This is a genomic window from Plantactinospora sp. WMMB334 (assembly GCF_049179095.1).
GTDB lineage: Bacteria > Actinomycetota > Actinomycetes > Mycobacteriales > Micromonosporaceae > Plantactinospora.
On record NZ_JBMHME010000002.1, the window covers coordinates 3,796,459 to 3,813,510 of the forward strand.

At 73.3% G+C, this 17,052-nt stretch carries 6 protein-coding genes; 3 read left to right on the forward strand and 3 right to left on the reverse strand.

Annotated elements, in window-relative coordinates:
* Positions 1-50: 50 nt before the first annotated feature.
* From ACN27G_RS16195 to ACN27G_RS16205, 3 genes are all read right to left on the reverse strand, one after another.
* Positions 51-1,451 carry an MFS transporter gene (locus ACN27G_RS16195; RefSeq protein WP_421493646.1) on the reverse strand — a complete coding sequence of 467 codons (1,401 nt, stop codon included), beginning with the start codon at positions 1,449-1,451 and terminating at the stop codon, positions 51-53.
* Positions 1,448-12,205, reverse strand: a complete 10,758-nt coding sequence (locus tag ACN27G_RS16200; protein WP_421493647.1) for an amino acid adenylation domain-containing protein — start codon at positions 12,203-12,205, stop codon at positions 1,448-1,450. The genes ACN27G_RS16195 and ACN27G_RS16200 overlap by 4 nt, the downstream gene beginning before the upstream one ends.
* A 399-nt stretch (positions 12,206-12,604) precedes the next feature.
* On the reverse strand, positions 12,605-13,636 hold the full coding sequence (locus ACN27G_RS16205; protein ID WP_421493648.1) for a LacI family DNA-binding transcriptional regulator: 1,032 nt from the start codon (positions 13,634-13,636) through the stop codon (positions 12,605-12,607).
* Positions 13,637-13,760: 124 nt separating this feature from the next.
* Here ACN27G_RS16205 and ACN27G_RS16210 point away from each other — a divergent pair, with 124 nt between their 5' ends.
* The 3 genes from ACN27G_RS16210 to ACN27G_RS16220 are packed head-to-tail and all read left to right on the forward strand — an operon-like array spanning position 13,761 to position 17,039.
* Positions 13,761-14,999 (forward strand): amino acid ABC transporter substrate-binding protein, encoded by a 1,239-nt coding sequence (locus ACN27G_RS16210; protein ID WP_421493649.1) that lies wholly within the window; start codon positions 13,761-13,763, stop codon positions 14,997-14,999.
* 8 nt (positions 15,000-15,007) lie between these two features.
* Positions 15,008-15,895, forward strand: coding sequence for a branched-chain amino acid ABC transporter permease (locus ACN27G_RS16215; protein WP_421493650.1), 888 nt, complete (start codon positions 15,008-15,010; stop codon positions 15,893-15,895).
* Positions 15,879-17,039, forward strand: coding sequence for a branched-chain amino acid ABC transporter permease (locus tag ACN27G_RS16220; RefSeq protein WP_421493651.1), 1,161 nt, complete (start codon positions 15,879-15,881; stop codon positions 17,037-17,039). The genes ACN27G_RS16215 and ACN27G_RS16220 overlap by 17 nt, the downstream gene beginning before the upstream one ends.
* Positions 17,040-17,052 lie beyond the last annotated feature (13 nt).

Here is a 17,052-nt window from a genome sequence, read left to right on the forward strand (position 1 = left end):
GCCGATGGGCTCCAGCGGGACGGGGCGCATCGACGGCCTGGCGGTGCCGGTCAAGCGCAACCCGACCGACCCGGTTGGCCCGACCGACCCGGTTGGTCGGGCGGCGCGGCGACGGCGCGGTCCGGGGCACGCCAGCGGGTCCGGGCCAGCAGCAGGAAGGCAGCGGCGGCGGCGACAACCAGGCCGTGGCCGACCGCGACAACCGGCAACGGGGCGACGTGGTCGAGCACGACCCCGCTGGCGAACATGCCGGCGGCGAAGCCGAGCGTCTCGACGCTGGCCGACGCTCCGAAGAGGATTCCACGCACGTCGTCGGGGGCGGCCTGCAACCTGGACGAGTAGGCCAGCTCGGTGAACCCGTCCGCCATCCCGGCGACGAGCGCCGTTGCGACCAGCAGCGGTGCCGGTGGTGCGGTGAACGCCGCGACGAACGCCAGGGACATCACACAGGCGGCGATCGCGAAGGCCCGCTCGTCCAGCGACCGGCCCGCACGGGGAGAGCGCAGCGCCACCGCCTGGATCAGCAGGGTGCCCACCGCCCAGGCCGTCCAGAACTGGCTGAGCACGGCCGCCGGGTTGCCGGGGTCCATGTCGGTGGCGAGCAGCGGCAGGGCGACGTTGTGCGACGCTGATCCCCAGGCGTCCACACCACGCAGCGCCACCATCGCCGCCACGATCGGCGGACCGGCGAGCAGGACCCGGACGGTACGCAGGCCGGCCGCCGCCGGTTTGGGACCGGCCGGCCCCGACCCCGACGACACCGACCCCGACGACACCGACCCCGACGACACCGATCCCGACGACACCGATCCCGACGGCCGGTGCCCGACGTCGGCGGACCGGCGGAACGACAGCGGCGAGCGGACCAGCACGGCTGCCGAGACGAGGAAACTGGCGGCGTTGACCGCGAACGCGGCGGGGAATCCGATGCCACCGACCAGCGGACCGGCCGAGGCGAAGCCGAGGACCATCGCCACCGACTTGCCGGTGAGCAGGTATCCGTTGCCCCGCACCCGGTCCTCGGCACCGACCATCTCGGGGACGCTGGTGCGCAGCGCCACCGTGAAGACGGTGTTTCCGGCGCCGAGGACGGCGGCCACCGGGTAGAGCACCCAGGAGTGCATGGTCGAGGGCGTCACCAGCAGGGCGATCATCGACGCGGCCTGCCCGAGGTCCGTGACGACCATGACGGCGCGCCGGTCGCAGCGGGTGACCAGCCTGCCCGCGACCGGACCGGCGAGAAACCCCGCGGCGAGCCGAACCGCCATCAGCACTCCGGTCTGCAACGCGCTTCCGGTCAGGTGGTAGGCATACAGGTTGAGCGCGACGAGGTTGACGAAGTTGCCGAAGGTCGAGACCGCGTAGCCGGCAACCAGGGCCGTGAACGCCCGCAGGTCCCGCCGGCTCGTCCGCGTACCGGCCGGCGTCGTGGGGGTACCGGGCAGTGTCATCGGGGTACCGGGCGGCGGTGGATCTCGGCCTGCGGCGCGGCGGCCATCCGGTGCAACGCCGCCACGAAGGCCGCCGCCCAGTCCCGCACCGTCGACGTGTCGAACAGGTCGGTGGAGTACTCGAACACCCCCTCGATCGTCTCCTCGCCGGGGGTCAGCACGACGTACAGTTCGGTCCGGGCGACGTTCGGCACGGCGAGGCTCCGCACCTCTGTCGAGAGTTCCGGCAGCGGAAGCGTCGGCGGTGGTGCCGTGACGACGGTGAAGAGCAGTTGCGGTGTCGCGAGGTCGACGCCGACCGCCGCCGCCACCTCGCCGAGCGCGAGCGCGTGGTGGTCGAGCGCGGTGAAGGTACGCCGGGTGACGGCGTGCACGAGGTCGTCGAAGCGGAGCCCGTCGGCGAGGGTGACCCGGACCAGCAGCGCCTCGCCGACCGGACCGACCAGGCCGCCGTGCCCGGGGCGGACGCGGTTCGCGCTCGACAGCGGCAGCACCAGGTCGCGCTCCCCGCTGAGCTCCGCCAACCATCCGGCGAAGGCTGCGGTGAGCACCGCCGCCGGCGTGCTGGCCAGCTCGCGCGCTGCCGCGTGCACGAGTCCGACGGTCGGCTCGGGGACGGCGAACCGGTGCAGTGCGCCCCGGCCGGAGAGCACGTCCGGACGGGGGCGGTCGTAGGGCAGGTCGACCCGGAGCGGCGCCCCGGCCAGCTCGCTACGCCAGAACGCGACCAGGGCGTCCCGGCGGTCCCCGCAGAGCTGCGCGGCCCGCCAGCGTGCGTACTCCGGAAACTGTGCCGGGACCGGTAGCTCGGCTCCGGCGCCCGCCACCTCGGCCGGGTAGAGCGAGGAGAGCTCCCGCCAGATCACCCGCATCGACCAGCCGTCGCAGATCACGTGGTGCAACACCAGCACGAGCACCCAGCGCCGGTCTCCCAGCCGGCCGAGCCGGGCACGCCAGAGGGGCGCGTCGGCCAGGGTGAAGGGCTCCTCCGCCGCCGCCCGGCACCAGCCGCTTCCGCCGTCGGCCTCGGCGGTGAGGTCGGTGACCGGTAGTCGCACAGGTAGGTCGGCGAGGACCTGCTGGATCAGCTCGCCGTCCCGGAGGACCAGCCGGGTGCGGAGCGCGGCGTGCCGGCGGACCAGTCCACCGATGGCACGCCGCAGCGCGGAGGCATCGAGGTCGCCGTCGAGCCGGATCCGGTGCGCGACGTTGTAGACCTCCGGATGCGGGTTGGTGTGATGCACACGCCACCCCCGCTGCTGGAAGCTGGTCGCCGGAGCGGTCTCCACCAGCGCCGGTGCCGGCGTGCCCGACCCGACCGACCCGGTGCCACCACCGGTGCCACCACCGGTGCCGGTGCCGGAGGCGGGGGCGGGGGCGGGGGTGCCGAGGCGCCCGGCCATCGCCCGGATGGTCGGCGCGTGGAACAGGTCGGCGACCCGCACCTCGACGCCGAGCGCCTGCCGGATGCGGTCGACCAGTTCGACGCCGGTGAGCGAGTGCCCGCCGAGCGCGAAGAACGAGGCGTCGACCGGCACCTCGGTCAACCCGAGCTGGTCGGCCCAGAGCCGGTGCAGGGTGTGTTCGAGCTCGTTCTCCGGCGCGGCTCCGGGCCGGTCGGCCCGGCCCGGTTCGGGCAGGCGGGCCCGGTCGAGCTTGCCACTGGCGTTGACCGGCAACTCGTCGACCCGCACCCACCGGGACGGGACGAGATAGCTCGGCAGGGTCGCGGCGAGCCGGTCGGCGAGGCGCGCGGCGACATCGCCGCCGGCATCGTCGGCGTCACCGTCCGCGAGCACCACGTACGCGGCCAGATAGGTCTCGCCGCGATCGTCCTTCCTGGCCAGTACGGCGGCATCCCGCACCCCGTCCAGCGCGTAGAGCGCCCGCTGCGGCTCGCCGACCTCCACCCGGTGTCCGCGGATCTTCACCTGGTCGTCGAGGCGCCCGAGGTATTGCAGGCTCCCGTCCGGGAGCCACCGGCCCAGGTCGCCGGTGCGGTAGAGCGTGCCGGTCGGCGACGCCGGATCCGTGACGAAGGCCCACGCGGTCTCCTCCGGCCGGGCGATGTACCCCCGTGCCAGACCCACCCCGCCCAGGTAGATCTCCCCCACCGCCCCGACCGGCACCGGAAGCCGCCGCTCGTCGAGGAGGCGGACGAGCACGTTGTCGACCGGGCGGCCGATCGGTGGCTTCGCACTCTCGTCCGGCCGCACCCGCCCGACGGTGGCGATGATCGACGCCTCGGTCGGCCCGTACTCGTTGTAGAGGGCGCACCCGGGATGCGCGGCAAGGAACCGGCGCAGCGCCGGGGTCAGGGTCAGCTCCTCGCCCGCCGAGACGATCTCGCGCAGCGACGGCAGCGACGGCGCGGTTTCCAGCAGGTATTTCAGCGGAGTGAAGGGCATGAAGACCCGTTCGACCCGATGGCGCCGGATCGTCCCGACCACCGCCTCGGGATCGTGCCGCGCCTCCTCGGCCAGGAGCACGAGCGCGGCCCCGGAGGCGAGCGTCGAGAAGATCTCCTGGACGCTCACGTCGAAGCCGACCGACGTCCACTGGAGGGTACGCAGTGCCGGACGCCGCCGAAGGTACCAGCGGATCAGGTTCGCCGGCCCCCGGTGCGGCACGGCGACCCCCTTCGGGCGGCCCGTCGAACCGGAGGTGTAGATGGCGTACGCCAGGTTCTCCGGCCCGGCGGGGCACGGCGGCGGCGCCTCCGCCCGGGGATCGGTGCAGTCGTCCGGCGCCACCCGCAGCACCGGCAGGCCGAGCCGCTCGCCGAGCCGGGCGCCGGGTCCCGCCTCCCCCGCCTCCTCGGCCAGGACAAGGACCGCACCGCTGTCGCTGGCCATGAACCCGAGTCGACCCTCGGGAAGGCTCGGGTCCAGCGGCAGGTACGCCGCGCCCGCCTTCTGCACCCCGAGCAGCGCGACGATGAGCGGGACGCCCCGGGGCAGGCAGACGGCGACGTACTCGTCCGGGCGTACGCCGTGGTCGTGCAGCCGCCAGGCCAGCGCGTTGGCCCGGCGGTCCAGTGCGGCGTAGCTGAGCCGGACGTCTCCGGCGACGAGCGCGACGGCGTCCGGGGTGCGGGCCACCTGCTGCTCGACCAGCGCCGGCAGGCTGCTCCCCGGCTCCTCCCGCTGGTCGCCGCCCCACCGGTGCAGCACGGCCCGGTCCGCCTCGACCGGGGCGGTCAACGCGGGCAGGTCGAGCTCCGGCGCCGCGCACGCCCGGGCGAGCACGGCTTCGAGGTAGTCGAGCAGCCGGCGGACGCTGCTCTCGTCGAACAGATCCGTGTTGTATTCGACGACGCACTGCACCCGGTCGGGGTGTGCGGTCAGGTAGAGGGTCAGGTCGAGCGGTGCCCGGTCGCCGGGTACGTCGAGCATCGTCGCACCGACCCGGGGCGGGTCGAAGTCGACCGTGGAGGCGTTCTCGTACTCGACCATCACCTGGAAGAGCGGATTCCGGCTGGTGTCCCGTTCGGGGTTGACCGCCTCGATGATCTCGTCGAAGCCGACGCCCGCGTGCTCGAACGCCTCGGTGCTGCCGTCCCGGATCCGCTGGACGAGGCCGCCGAGGGTCGGCGCACCGGAGAGATCGATCCGGAGCGGGACCGAGTCGATGAAGAGGCCGATCAGCTCCTCGGTGCCGGCCGGCCGGTTCGTCAGGACGGTCCCGAGCACCAGGTCGTGCTGACCGCCGAACCTGCCGAGCACGGCGGCGACCGCGGCGAGCAGCGTCATGAACGGCGTCGCCCGGTGCGCCCGGCTGAACTCGCGGACCGCCGCCGTCAGCCCGGCATCCAGGTCGTGCACGAGCGCGGCGCCGCTCGCCGTCATCACGGGAGGCCGGGGCCGGTCGGTGGGGAGCCGCAGCAGCGGGGCTCCGGCGAGGGTGGTGCGCCAGTAGTCCAGGTGCCGGCGCCGCTCGTCGGCCCCGAGCAGTCGGGCACGGACGTGCTCCGGATAACTGAGCGGGAGCGGCGGAAGCGCCCGCGGGTCCGGCCACGACCGGTACAGGGCGGCGAGGTCCCGGACGAAGACGGCGGTCGAGAAGGAGTCGAAGACGATGTGGTGGGCGTAGAGCACCAGCACGTGCTCGTCCGTGCCGAGACGGACCAGCCTGAGCCGTAGCAGCGGCCCGGTCGCCAGGTCGAGACCGTCCGTACCGCACGACCGCACCGCCTGCCGGATGGCCTGGTCGGCGGTCGCCCCGGGCAGGTCGACCAGCGGGCAGTCCAGCTCGGCCGAGGCGAGGACCACCTGCTGCGGCTCGCCGTCGACGGTGCGGAACACCGTACGCAGCGAGGCGTGCCGCTCGACCACCGCGCGCAGCGCCCAGCGGAGCGCGGTCACATCGAGCGCCCCGTGCAGCTTGACCGCCTTCGGCTCGTGGTAGCTGCTCCGCCCCGGATAGAGGCGCTCCAGGAACCAGATGCCGCGCTGGGCGGCGGACAGCGGCGCGGACGGCTGCGGCACGGGCCCGTCCCGCACCGGATCGGGACGGGGTGATGCGGGATCGGGTCGCTGGTGTCGCAGCCGCGCCTCGGCCACGAGGTGCAGGCTCCGCAGCATCTGGTCGGCCGGGACCCCGAAGTCGACGAAGCAGGCGATCTCGTCGACCCCGGCCGCCGAGAGGCGGCCGACGATCGGAGCGCTGCTGTCGATCGTCCCGATCAGCGCCCGCCCCTCGCAGTACCGCGCGTATGCCTGGCCGAGCATGAAGTCGACGTCCTCGGCCGGGGTGTGCTCGTCGATCCGCATGCCCAGGCTGTTGGCGACGCCCCCCAGCAGCGACAGCGACGACCGCAGATAGTCGCAGAACGGCTGGTACGCCTCGGCACGGGCACGCCGGACGTCGTCGCCGAGATACGTGTGCACCAGCACGACGACCCGGCCGGCCTCCGGGTCGAGGCCGTGTTCCCGCCTCGTCCGGCGGTAGAGGGCGATGTTCTCCGCCAACTGCTCGATCGACTGCATCATGAGATTCGTGACCACGCCGAGATCGCGGGCGGCGGCGGCGCGGTAGGTCTGCGGGTTGCCGACGGCGGCGACGAAGAGCGGCGGCATCGGCTGCACCGGCCGGGGATAGATCCGCACGTCGATCTGCGCGCCGCTGCCCGACCTGGCCGGCACCGAGGCTCCGGACCAGAGCGCCTGGACGGTCTCCAGTTGCTCGTACATCAGGTCGCGGTGCCGGCCGAACGCCTCCGGGTTGAGTGCGAAGTCGTTCGCGTGCCACCCGCTCGCCACGCAGAGCCCGACCCGCCCGTCCGAGAGATTGTCGACCACCGACCACTCCTCGGCGACCCGGATCGGGTGGTGCAGCGGCAGCACCACGGAGCCCGCGTTGATCCGGATCCGGGAGGTCTCCCGGGCCACCGCGGCCGCCAGCACGACCGGGTTCGGGAAGAGCCCGCCGAACGAGTGGAAGTGCCGCTCCGGCAGCCACACGGCGTGGAAGCCGTGCCGGTCGGCGAAACGGGCGGCGTCGAGGATCGGGCCGTACTTGTCCCGCCGGTCCTGGTCCGGGTAGTCGCCGAAGAAATAGAGGCTGAAGTCGCAGCGCCCGGTCGGGGCCGGCCGCCCCTGGTCCGTGGTCCCATCCGTGGTCCGTGTCGCCGGTCCGGGGTGGCGGCTCTCCGGCCCGGGACGGCGGCTCTCCGGCACCGCCGGGCCGGGCTGCGCCGTTGCCGGGCCCGCGTCGGCGCCCAGCCGATCCACGATCAGCGCCGCCAGCCTTTCGGGTGTGTCGGCGGCGGTGAAGAGTTCCCGGGCGGCGAGTGCAATCCCGAACGAGTTCCGCACCTCCTGCACCATCCGGAGCATGGCGAGCGAGTCGGCACCCAGTTGCAGAAAGGTGGTGTCCGGGCGGACCGTGGCCACCGTGGCGCCGAGCTGCCGGGCGGTCTGTTCGCGTACCGTCGCCAGGATCTCCGCCTCCGACGCGATCGGCGTGTCTCGCACGGCGGCCGGCGCGCGATCCACCGTGGTCGGCGCCGGCTGGGCGGCAGTCGGTGCGGCGGAGGGCCGGTCGGGAGTCCCGTCGCCCCGGTCCGGTACGCCGGCCGCCACCCCCGCCCCGCCGTTGCGGTCCGGCGCGGTCGTGGCGTCGATCCAGTAGCGATCGCGCCGGAACGGATAGCTCGGCAGCGGCCGTCGCCGCCCGCCACCCGCGACTGCCGTCCACTCCACCGGGACACCGAGCCGGTACAGCTCGGCGACCGCGTGTTCGGTGGCCCGGATCGGATCGGTGTCGCGCCGCTGCGCCGGCACCCAGTCGGTGTCGGGCCGGGCGCGCTGCCCGATGCCGCTGAGCACGGCGTCGGGACCGAGCTCCAGGAACCGGCGCGATCCCCCGTCGGTCAGGGCCTGCACCGCGTCGGCGAAGAGCACCGGCCGGCGGATCTGCCGGGCGAGGTAGCCGGCGTCCAGCACGGTGCCGGCCGGCAGGAGCCGCCCGCTCACCGTGCAGGCCATCGGGATCTCCAGCGGGGAGATCGCTGTCGCCGCGGCCCGCGCGGCGAAGATGCCGACGACCGGATCGAGCGACGCGCTGTGGAACGCCCGGTCGACCGCCAGCCGCTGCCAGGAGATGCCCTCCCGGACGAGCCGGTCGACCGCCTGCCCGATCGCCTCCTCCGGCCCGGTCAGCACGTACTCCTCGGGGCCGTTGACGGCGGCTATCTCGACCCCCGCCCCGGACGCCACCTTGTCGGCGGTGGTGCGGTCGGCCCAGAGCCCGACCATGGCACCCGGCGGAGCTTGCCGGCCCATCAGCTCGCCACGCAGGGCGGTGAGGCGGACCCCGTCGGCGGCGGAGAGCGCTCCGGCGACACAGAGCGCCGGCAGGACGCCGACGCTGTGCCCCAGCACGGCGCCGGGCTCGACGCCGAACGCCCGCCAGAGCCGCGCCAGCGCGACCTGGAAGGCGAAGAGCGCGGGCTGAGCCGTCTCGGTGGACCAGGCGTGCTCGCCGTGCTCCCCGCAGAGCAGTGCGAGCAGGCTGTGGTCGTGCGCCTCGGCGTACGCCCGCTCGCACTCGTCGAGCGCCCGGCGGAAGGCCGGAAACCTGGCGTGGAGTTCGCCGGCCGTGCGGGGGCGGCCGGCGCCCTGCCCGGTGAAGGCGAAGGTCAACGGGGCGGTGCCGACCGCCGGTGTCTCGCCCGGTCGGGCCCTGTCGAGGGCGTCGGCGAGCTCGGTGGCGCTGGCGCCGACGACGGCGACGCGGTGCGGGTGGTGCGGACGCCCGAGCGCGGCGGTGGTGACCAGGTCCCCGACCGCCAGCCCGGGATCGGCGTGAAGGTGGTCGCGCGTCCGCCCGATCAGCTCGGCGAGTGCCGCCGGGTCCGCCGCCGAGAGCGGCAGCACCCCGAGTACGTCGGCGTCGGCGTCGGGTTCCGGCTGGCGCGGTGCCTCCTCGAGGATGACGTGCGCGTTGGTGCCGCCGACGCCCAGCGCGGTGACTCCCGCCCGGCGGGGTGTCCCGCCGGTGTGCCACTGGCGCAGCTCGGTGCCGAGCACGAAAGGGCTGCCGTCGAGTTCGAGTTCCGGGTTGGGCCGGCGCCAGTTCGCCAGCGGCACCAGGGTGCGGTGCGACAGCATGAGAACCGTCTTGATCAGACCCGCCATGCCGGCGCAGCTGTCCAGGTGCCCGATGTTCGGCTTGACGGAGCCGACGGTGCAGAAGCCGACCTCGTCCGTCCGGTCGCGCAGCGCCCGGGCCGCGGCGCGCAGCTCCACCGGGTCGCCGAGCGGCGTACCGGTGCCGTGCGCCTCCAGGTAGGAGATCGTCTCGGCGGGCACCCCGGCCCGGTCGAGCGCCCGCTCGATGACGTCGACCTGACCCGGCACGCTCGGCGCCGTGAAACCGACCTTGCTCGCCCCGTCGTTGTTCACCGCCGAGCCGAGGATCACCGCGTGGATCGTGTCGCCGTCCTCCAGCGCCCGGTCCAGCCGCTTGAGCAGCACCGCCGCCACCCCGTTGCCGCCCACCGTGCCGTCGGCGTCGGCGTCGAACGCCCGGCACCGCCCGCTCGGCGAGAGAATCGAGCCGGGATACGCGCGGTAGCCGGTGACCTGGGGGACGTGCACGGCGGCGGCGCCGGCCAGCACGAGGTCCGCGTCCCCGGTGCGCAGCGCCTGGCAGGCCAGATGCACCGCGACCAGCGAGGTCGAGCAGGCGGTCTGCACGCCGACCGCCGGGCCGGTCAGCCCCAGCCGGTACGCGACCAGCGAGGCCAGGAAGTCCGGCTGGGTGCCGATCGCCGCCTGCATCGTCCCGATCGGGTCGTGCGGCCTGCCGAGGAGATTGTTCAGCAGGTAGCTCTGGTGGGTGTAGAGGTTCATGCCGCTGCCGGCGAAGACCCCGATCCGCCGGGTGCCGGTGGTGCCCGCGTATCCGCCGTGCTCCAGCGCGTGGTAGCAGCACTCGAGGAAGAGCCGGTGCGCCGGGTCGGTCCGCTCCGCTTCCGCCGCGCTCATCCGGAAGAAGCCGGCGTCGAACGCGTCGATGCCGGCGAGTGCCCCGGTGACCGGCACGAAGTCGGCACGGGTCCGGTCGGCGGCGGGGATCCCGGCCGCCGCCAGTTCCGCCGGGCCGAACCGCCGGACGCTCACCACGCCCGCCGTCAGGTTGGCCCAGAACTGCTCCAGCGTGTCTGCCCCGGGCAGTCGCGCCGACATGCCGACGATCGCGATCCGCTGCTCGGCCCCGGAAACCGAGTCGGCGCGTGACCGCCCCGCCGGGGCGGTGCCGAGCGTGCCCAGATGGCTGGTGAGTGCGGCGATCGTCGGGTGCTCCAGCATCGCCAGCTTGCTGAAGCGCAGGCCGAGCTGCTGTTGCAGCCGGGCGTGCAGCCGGACCAGGGTCACGGAATCGATGCCCAGCTCGTAGAAGGGTGTCCCCTCCCCGACATCGGCGCGGAGCACGACGCGGAACACCGACCGTACCGAGTCCGCCAGCCCGACGCCGACGACAGCGGCGGGAGCGGGGTCGGCGGCGGGAGCGCGGGCAGGGGCGGGGGTGGCCGGAGCAGGGCCGCTGCCGAATCCGCCGTCGAGGAACCGCCGCCGCAGCGCCGACCGTTGCTTCTTGCCGCCGCCCGTCTTCGGGAACGCGGCGGTCGGCATGGTGACCACCCGGACGGCCCCGCCGAGCCGGGCGAAGAGCGCCTGCCGGACCGCACCGACCGTGCCGGCCGGCTCGGCGGCGTCGGTGCCGAGGAACAGCACCAGGGACTCGGTGCCGCTCGCCCCGTCCGGCACGCCGCAGGCCGCGACGAACGCCGGATCGACGCCGGGCACCTCGGCAACCGCGTTCTCGATGTCGTGCGTGTAGTGGTTCTGCCCGTTGAGGATGATCCGGTCGTCCTGCCGACCCACCATGACGACCTGCCCGTCCACCCCGAAGGCGAGGTCGCCGGTGTCCAGCCACACCGCGCCCGGCGGGCCGCCGGTGACGAAGGCGGCCCGGTCGGCGTCCGGGTCGTCGAGGTAACCGGGGGTGACCCGCGCCGAGGAGACCTGCAGGCGCCCGATCCGCCGCTCCGGGAGTACGCCGCCGGTGTCGTCGACGACCCGCAGCGTCGCGCCGGGTGCGGGCGACCCGACCGCCACGAAGGTGACGCCGCCCTCCTCCCCGTCGGCGTCGTCCGCCCACTCCAACTCGGCGTCCAGGCTCGACGTGCGGATCCGGTGCACGTTCGGGGTGAGACCGGGACGGGCGAAGGTGATCCCCGTTACCGTCTCGGTCATCCCCCAGGCCGGGACGAATGCCTCCGGTCGGACGCCGAACGGTGCGGTGGCGCGCAGGAAGTCCGTCATCACCGGGACGGTGATCTGCTCACCGCCGCTGACCAGGGTGGCGACGGACGACAGGTCCCAGTGCCTGCCCGGCCGTTCGGCCAGCGCCTGGTTGACCAGCTGATAGCCGAAGTTCGGCGCCCAGGCGTGGTTGACCGCGTGCTCGGCGATCAGGTCCAACCAGTGCAGCGGGTCGGCGAGGACCAGCTCGGTGGAAACGTGCACGTTGGTGCAGCCGACGAAGACCTCGAGGAGGTGGTAGAGGAGGAACGCCCCGCTGTGGTCCAGCGGGAGCCAGTTCAGCGTGGTCTGGCCGGGACGGATCGGCAGCAGCGCGGGCGTTCCCACGCTGAATTCCAGCAGGCCGCGCTGGGTGAGCTGGATGATCTTCGGCTTTCCCGTGCTGCCGGAGGAGGTCATCAGCAGGGCGACGTCGTCCGGAGCCGCCTGGTGCAGCTCGGTCGCGGGTGGATGCTCGGGATGTCGGGTGACGTCGAGCAGGCGTAGCCGTCCGGACAGGCCGGCGGGGTCCGGCCGGTCGCCGACGACGAGCGGCTCGCCGAGGAGCCGGGTGACGTGGCGGAGCCGGTCGAGAGCGGCGGCGGTGGCGCCCGGATCGGCCGGGCGGGCGATCAGCAGTGGACGGAGACCGCCGAGGGCGCAGGCCCAGAACGAGGCCAGGAAATGCACCGGATCGCCGACGTACAGCACGACGGGGTCGCCGGCCCGCAGGCCCCGCCGTCGTACGGCGGTGAGCAGCCGGCGGGCCCGGTCGAGCAGCGCCGGATAGCCGACGAACTCGGCGTCCCCCCGTTCCCGCACCGCGACCACGCCCGCCTCCGGGAACAGCCGCGCGGCGCGCGACAGTGCCTCGGCGAGGTGCCGCGGATGTCCCTGCGGCGGGTCCAGGCGCTCCCTGCGGTACAGAGCCGGTCTTTCCACTCTTCCCCCGTTGTTTTCGCCGCCCCGGAATCCGGGGGGCCGTCGGCGCCCGTCCGGTCAGCGGGTCGCGGTGTGTCCGGCACCGAACCCGCAGCCGGGCACAGCCGCCCGTGGGGCTCCCCGCACGGTCCCCGCACCGGTGGAGACGGAGATGACCGGGACCGCGCCGGGGCCTGGCAACCGGGACAGCGGGCAGGAAACATCGCAAGGACCGATCGCGGCCACCCACCCAGCCATGTGCTCCCCCGTGTGACAACCTGCCGGCGACGAGCGGCCGGCCCCGGTCACCTCGCATGTGGACGGTCGACGACCGACGCGTTCGTCGATGTCGGTAGAGTATGGCACTGCCGCGACGGTCCCTGCTATTTGCCGCAAACGGGATGCGGGGCGGAGCCGTGCTCATCCCGGCGGCGGTGCGGTCGAATCACGGACCACGAGCGCCTGCCCGGTCCGCCGTCGGCGGGGCCGCTTCGACCGCGGCCTGAGCGCCAGTTCCAGGGCCATCCGGCCCATCCCGGTCATCGGCAGCCGGACGGTCGTCAGACCGGGCGCGAGGTCCGCGGCCACCGAGACGTCGTTGAAGCCGACCACCGACATCCGCTCCGGTACGGCGACCCGGTGCGCCCGCAACGTCGCGAGTACCCCGATCGCCATCGAGTCGTTCAGCGCCACGATCGCCGTGCTGTCGGGATGCTCGCGCAGGATCTGTTCGGCCGCGACCCGACCACCGTCCCGGGTGAAGTCGGTCTGCACGACCGGCAGCTCGTCGAGGCGCAGCCCGTGCCGGCGCAGCGCGTCGGCCAGCCCGGCGAGCCGGTCGATGACGGTGGTGAGCCCGCCGGTCGCGGCGGCGACCGCGATGCGGCGGTGCCCCAGCGCCAGCAGGTGCTCGCCGAGGGCACGCCCGCCGGCCTCGTTGTCGGGGAGTACGGCGTCCACCCCGAGCGAGTGCCGACCGATCACCGCGACCCGTCCGCCGAGCACCTGGTACGTCGCCAGCTCGCCCCGCGCCTCGGCCTCCACCCGGGGGTCGTCGTAGCCCGAGCCGGCGATCAGGATGATGCCGACCCGCTGGGCGATGAGGTGCCGCAGCTGCCGCAGCTCCCGGTCGGGGTCGCGGCCGGAGTGACAGATCTGCACCAGCAGGCCCTGCTCGTCGGCGACCTGGATGACCCCGCCCGCGATCTCGGAGAAGTAGGGGTCGTCGACCTGGTGCACGACGAGCCCGACGGTCGAGGTGGCACCGCCGGCCAGGGTGCGGGCGTACGGGTTCGCCACGTAGCCGAGCTCCCGGGAGACCTGCCGGACCCGGTCGGCCACCGCCTCGCTGACACCGTCCCGCCCGGCGAGCGCCCGGGAGGCGGTCGCCAGCGACACGCCGGCCCGCTCGGCGACGTCGACGAGGCGCAGCCTCCCGCCAGGCTTGGGCATCGGTAACTCCCGAGAAACATCGAGGACGGTCGCCGGTAACTATTGCGAGTGACGTAGACCACAGCCTATGGTACGAAAGCGCTTACGTAAGCGCTTTCGTTACCTGTGCAGAGGAGCGTCAGGAATGACATCCCGAGCGACACACGGACGAGCGACACACGGACGACGGGCAACGGCGGTCGGCGCGGCGCTGGCACTCCTGCTGGCGGGCTGTGGCGACGACGACGGCGGATCCGGCTCTTCAAACGATCCGATCGTCGTCGGGATCTCCCTCCCGCTGACCGGGGACTTCTCCGAGCCCGGCAAGGGCGTGCAGCGCGGCTACGAGGCCTGGGCGAAGATTACCAACGACAAGGGCGGCCTGCTGGGCCGCCCGATCGAGCTGAGGATCCTCGACGACCAGTCCAACGCCGACCGGGTGGTGGCCGACTACGAGCAGTTGATCGGCAAGGACAACGTGGACATCGTGGTGGGTCCCTTCTCGACCCGCCTGGTCGTCCCGGCCGCCCGGGTCGCCGAGGAGTACGGCATGCTCTTCGTCGAGCCGGCCGGCGCGGCGAAGGAGGTCTTCGAGCAGGGCTTCAAGAACCTCTTCTACGCCGCACCGGCGGTCGCCGACGACCACTACAACCACCTCGCGGAACACCTGCTGGCACTTCCGGCCGGCCAGCGCCCGGCGACCGTCGCCTACGCCGCCATGGACGACCCGTTCGCCCAGGGCACCGCCTACGGGCTGAAGGCGAAGCTGGAGGCGGGCGGTGTGCGCACTGTGGTCGACGAGGTCTACCCGCCGAACACCACCGACTTCAGCGGCATCGCGGCGAAGATCGCGGCGTCCAAGGCCGACATGGTGGTGGGCGGCTCGCAGTACCAGGACGGCGTGAACCTGATCGTCGCACTGCAACAGCTCGGATACCAGCCCAGGCTGGCGGCCTTCTCGACCGCGCCGACCAACCCCGAGTTCGCCGCCGCGATCGGTAACAAGACCGAGGGCATCCTCGCGCCGACCGGCTACACGCAGAAGGCGCCCTATCCGAGCAACGTCGAGTTCGTGCAGAAGTACACCGCACAGTTCGGCACGGCTCCGGAGGAGGACGAGGCGAACGCGTACACCACCGGCCAGGTGGTGGCCGCCGCCGTCACCGCGGCCGGCTGTGCCGAGCAGGGCGAGTGCCAGCAGAAGCTGGTCGACTGGATACGCGGCAACGAGGTCGAGACCGTCGTCGGCCCACTCACCTGGGATGCCACCGGCAAGCCGCAGGGCGCGCACATGATCCAGCAGTGGGTCGGCGGCCAGATCCAGATCGTCCTGCCGGCGGAGGCGAAGGAGACCGACCTCGTCTACCCGAAGCCGGCCTGGTGAGGTAGCGGATGCCGTCGGGCGCCCTGCTCTTCCAGAGCGTCATCCTGGGCCTGCTGCTGGGTGGGCTCTACGCCCTCCTGGCGGCGGGCCTGACGCTCTACTTCGGCATCATGCGGGTGGTGATGATCGCCCACTCGGCGTTCCTCATCCTCGCCGCCTATCTCGCCTGGTGGACCCGGACCAGGCTCGGCGTGGACCCGCTGCTGTCGATGGTCGGCACCGTCCCGCTCTTCTTCGGCCTCGGCGTGCTGCTCCAGCGGCTGCTGCTGGCCCGGCTGCGTCCGGCCACCCTCACGATGATGTCGGTGCTGCTCACCTTCGCCATCGCGGTACTGATCGAGGGGCTGCTCGGATACCTCTTCACCGGCACGCAGCGGCGCGTCCAACTCGGCTACGGCTCCGCCAGCCTCGGTCTCTTCGGCGCCCGGATCGCGGTGGTCAAACTGATCGCGTTCGGGCTCGCCGCCGTCTCGCTGCTCGCCCTCTATCTGCTGCTGAAGCGGACGAGGTTCGGCTGGGCGCTGCGGGCGACGATCCAGCACCCCGACGCCGCCCGACTGGTCGGGATCGACACCGAGCGGGTCGCCGGCTTCGGCTTCGGCCTCGGGCTGGCCACCGCCGCCGTCGGCGGTACGGCGCTGGCCCTGGACACCACCATCTACCCGTCGCTGCACTGGCACTGGATCGGCCCGCTGATGGCGATCATCGTGGTCGGCGGGCTCGGCAGCGTGCCGGGAGCGGCCGCCGCCGCGATGCTGCTCGGGCTGGTGCAGAGCCTGCTGCAGATCCCGCTCGGCACCACCTGGGCGCAGACGGTCTTCTACCTGGCACTCTTCGCGACGCTGGCGTTCCGCCCGCAGGGATTCTTCGGAGGTCGGCTTGCCCAGCGCTTCTGACCTCCTCCCGCCGGGTACCCGCCGGTCGCCGCGGGTCCACCGGCTCGGCCGGGTGCTGCCGGCGGTCGCCGTGCTGGTCCTCGCCGCCGCCGTGCTCTCCTTTCCCGCCTGGGCGCCGAACCCCTACATCCTGTCGGCCGGTGTGGTCGTGCTGAACTACGCGGTGCTGTCGACGTCGTGGAACCTCGTCGGCGGGTTCACCGGCTACATCTCGCTCGGCCACGGTGCGCTGGCCGGGCTCGGCGGCTACGCCACCGGGCTGCTCGTGGTCCGGGCCGGCCTGCCGAGCTTCGTCGCGCTCGCGGTGGCGGCCCTGCTGGTGGCGGCCTTCGCGGTGCCGGTCGGGTTCGCCGCGCTGCGGGTACGCGGCGCCTCCTTCGTGATCGTCTCCATCGCGCTGGTGCTGATCCTGCTGCTGGTCTTCCAGAGCTGGGCGTCGGTCACCGGCGGGTCGCGCGGGCTCGTCGTACCGCGCCCGTTCCCGGGACTGCTCCGGCCCGAGCACCACCGGGTCTTCTTCTATCTCTTCACGGTCCTGCTCGCGGCGGCGCTGCTGGTCTGGTGGCTTGTCGACCGGTCCCGCTTCGGCCTGGGCCTGAAGGCGATCCGGGAGGACGAGGACAAGGCCGAGGCGCTGGGTACGCCGACCTTCGCGTACAAGCTGGTGGTCTTCGTCGTCTCGGCCGGCTTCACCGGACTGGCCGGTGGCCTCTACGCGCTCTGGTTCGGCGACCTCGACCCGGTCTTCCAGTTCTCCATCCTCACCGGTTCCTACCTGGTGCTGATGGCGCTGCTCGGCGGGGTACGCCAGCTCTTCGGCCCGCTGGTCGGCGCGCTCGTCGTCGGGATCGGGCTGGAGTACTTCAAGGTCGAGTTCGGCAACACGCCGCTGCACCTGGTCGCCACCGGACTGCTGCTGGCCCTGGTGGTGATGTTCATGCCCGACGGGGTGCTGCCGGCGATCGGCGCGCTCGCCGACCGCCTCCTGCGGCCGGCGCAGGGTTCGATCCGTGAGGTCAGCGCCGCCGAGCTGCGCGAGCGCGACGCCGCCGCACCGGCCGGCGGTCCGGCCGCGCGGCCACCGGCCGAGAGCGCCGACGCCACCGCCGGCACCGGTGACGGGCGGGCGGAGGAACGTTCGTGACCGGGACGGAGGA

Excerpts from the sequence above, each read along its gene's own strand:
- ACN27G_RS16195 (WP_421493646.1), bottom strand. The coding sequence starts at position 1,451 with ATGACACTGCCCGGTACCCCCACGACGCCGGCCGGTACGCGGACGAGC.
- ACN27G_RS16205 (WP_421493648.1), bottom strand. The coding sequence starts at position 13,636 with ATGCCCAAGCCTGGCGGGAGGCTGCGCCTCGTCGACGTCGCCGAGCGG.
- ACN27G_RS16210 (WP_421493649.1), top strand. The coding sequence starts at position 13,761 with ATGACATCCCGAGCGACACACGGACGAGCGACACACGGACGACGGGCA.
- ACN27G_RS16215 (WP_421493650.1), top strand. The coding sequence starts at position 15,008 with ATGCCGTCGGGCGCCCTGCTCTTCCAGAGCGTCATCCTGGGCCTGCTG.